Here is a 2,687-nt window from a genome sequence, read left to right as displayed (position 1 = left end):
CGGTAGATCTCCGTTGAAGATCTCCGCCGGGATAGCGAAAGCGGCTTTCGACATGCCAAAAGACGCAAAATCTCTAACCCCGGCCCAGGGAACGTATCCGACGCCCACGTATAGAACATCCCAGACATCGTATTCCAGATCGCTTGCATACTCGATATTCAGATAAACGTTGGTAGATACATCTGTCGGATCTATCTCGTTGCCGTTGCCGTCCAGCAGCGTGATCTCGATTTCGGGGTAAGAACCGTCGAGAGGATCGATCATGGCCCTGTTGATCGCCATGTCAACAGGCAAGGGGCTGCCTGCGGAGGCCAGTTCGTTTGACGGAATCAGCGGTACAGCCAGTCCCTCGAGAACGCTCGGAGCAAGACCGGTTCTTTCTGCTTTCACCGTCACTTCACGTACCTCTAGAAGACCCGGGGACAGGAGCCAGAGAAGATCTATCTCGGCCTTTCCCTCGATATCGGTCTCTCCGGAACCGAGGAAAGCGCCCGTTTCACCGTCGAAGACCTCCAGGGAGACTCCTTCGGCGGCCGGTCCCGTCATGTACTCCACCAGATTTATCAGGAGCGTATTCCCGTACTCCTGCATGATTTCCACCGTTTCTGTTTCAGATTCCACGTGTACGGCCGGTTGTCCGTAGGTGGCTTCGTATTTGCCCTTTATCTCTCCTTCGACCTTCACCTGGTGAGTTCCGGCCGCGAGAGTCACGGTTTTGCTGGTTTCCTGGCTTTCGTACTCGGCCTCTCCAACATGAAGAGTGTAACTGGCCGATACTATCTCCGCAGTTGTGTTGAGCTTCCAGCTTATAGTGGCTTCATTGTCCGAAACGACGATCGATGTTATCTCGAGAGTCGCTTCGGTCGGTTTGAGTGGTTTGATACAAGAAGTAACCACAAGCATGGCAGCAACGATCACTACCAGTAACAATATGCTTTTCTTCATCCCTCTACCTCCTTTATAAGGATATCAGAGTTTTTTAGTTCCATTTGATCGTTATGATTATACATATTTCATTTCCTTCAAAGCGAGAACTTGAAAGAGTCTTTCGGGAAGATTCTGCAACGTGTTTTTCCACACATTGAACCAGTTTTTTCTGTCAGGTGCTAAAATTGGATAACTTACGAAAAAGGGGGTATGTGGATGAAGCGTATTTCTTTTATGCTGGTTCTTCTAACGGCACTGGTCCTGCTTGTAACTTCCTGTTTCAAGCTGCCGTTCGTGGTGGTCACACTCAGCTCCGACGCGGGGTCGAACACGGTTCTTGCGGGCACCACCATAACGTTCAGCTGGAAGTTCGAGACGGCCGACGATTTCAAGGAGGTAGTCTATAAGCTCCATATCAACGACGATATCCTTGAACTAGAGACAACCGAATATGCCACCGAGCTGGTGGCCGGCAATTACAAAGTTTGGGTGGAAGCTCTGGGGAAACTGGCCATCGAGAGCAATTTCCGCACTTTCAACTCGAACGAGCTGGAATTCACCGTCGGTAGCCCTTCGGTTATCTTCGACAACACCCAGGCCGCCTACGCCTCGAAAGATGTCACGGTATCCTGGAAACCTGTCGACGGACTGACTCACACCTATCTCTACTCGGTTGACGGGGCGGCCTTCGTCGAGACCGACGCCTTGAAAGTCGATCTTAAAAGCCTGGCCGATGGCACTCACTTCGTCGAAGTAAAGACGAAAGAGTTCAACGGTCTCCCCAGCAAGTACGTCTTCAAAGTCGATACTACAGGACCTTCCATCACTATCTTCGGCTCGGACAGATACAACGGAGGTCTGGGCGACGGAGACTTCAGACCTTTCGGAAGGTACATCTTCGCCAGCTGGCAGTTTTCCGAACCGGCAGTGAAGGTGGAGATAAGGTTCAGAGAGACGACCGAAGCGGGATATCCCTGGATCACCGACTGGCTGGACTGGGATCCGGCAGTCAGCGGTATTCTTCTCAACGACGAGCTGGTAACGCTCTACCTCACGGAAGGTACGTTCATGATGCCCTATATGTTGGAGCTTGGACACACCTACCTTCTGTATGTCAGGGCTTACGACGAGCTGGGCAACAACAAGAATACCTACGTGAGCTTCAAACTTGAAGACCGCTACACCGGCGAGGACAAACCCGAGATCTTCATAGCACCGATCACGGCGCAGCCGGCGACGGATGAAGAGGACGGCTCGCTGGTAATCGCAGTCGTGGCACCTAATGTAAAGGAGTACATCGACAAGATCAAGGAATACTTCGCTCCGGACAACACGCGCAACGGAGAGCTGATGTACCTCCAGAATTCGCTCCTTTATTCGCAGGGTTTAACGGTCACTCAAGTCTTCTTCCCCGATTTCATTCCCGACAAGAAAAACGTCAGCAACTTCGTGGATTTCGGCGATGAAATAGTTCTTGTAAGAGGCTTCGTGAATGAACCGGCGGAAATCGAAGAAGTTGGTGAGGTTGTGGCCTTCGTAGAGTTCGGCTTCGGGCCGGAGATGAATGGACAGGAAGTCTCTCTGGGACTCGGTACAGATTATTTCATAAGGGACGGCGCCAACAGAACTATCGACGGTATCGTGGTAGATAACTTCATATATGGTCTCGATCTGCCCGAAATCGTCGGGGCGGAAATGTGAGGGGTGATTTGAATGAAGAAGACCTTACTGGTAATAATAATCACTCTGGTTTCTATTGC

2 protein-coding genes are annotated in these 2,687 nt (G+C 51.1%); one reads left to right on the top strand and one right to left on the bottom strand.

The features are described from left to right. Nucleotides 1-945 (bottom strand): hypothetical protein (locus PKX57_RS11250; RefSeq protein WP_472417372.1); only part of this gene is annotated, 945 nt, incomplete at its 3' end. Between the two features lie 198 nt (nucleotides 946-1,143). Here PKX57_RS11250 and PKX57_RS11245 point away from each other — a divergent pair. Further along, nucleotides 1,144-2,628, top strand: a complete 1,485-nt coding sequence (locus tag PKX57_RS11245) for a hypothetical protein (RefSeq protein WP_472417370.1) — start codon at nucleotides 1,144-1,146, stop codon at nucleotides 2,626-2,628. Nucleotides 2,629-2,687: the final 59 nt, after the last annotated feature.

It is taken from the genome of Mesotoga sp. (genome assembly GCF_035363035.1).
GTDB lineage: Bacteria > Thermotogota > Thermotogae > Petrotogales > Kosmotogaceae > Mesotoga.
The sequence above is the reverse complement of the archived record's forward strand: the minus strand, read 5'-3'. Positions and strand labels throughout refer to the sequence as shown.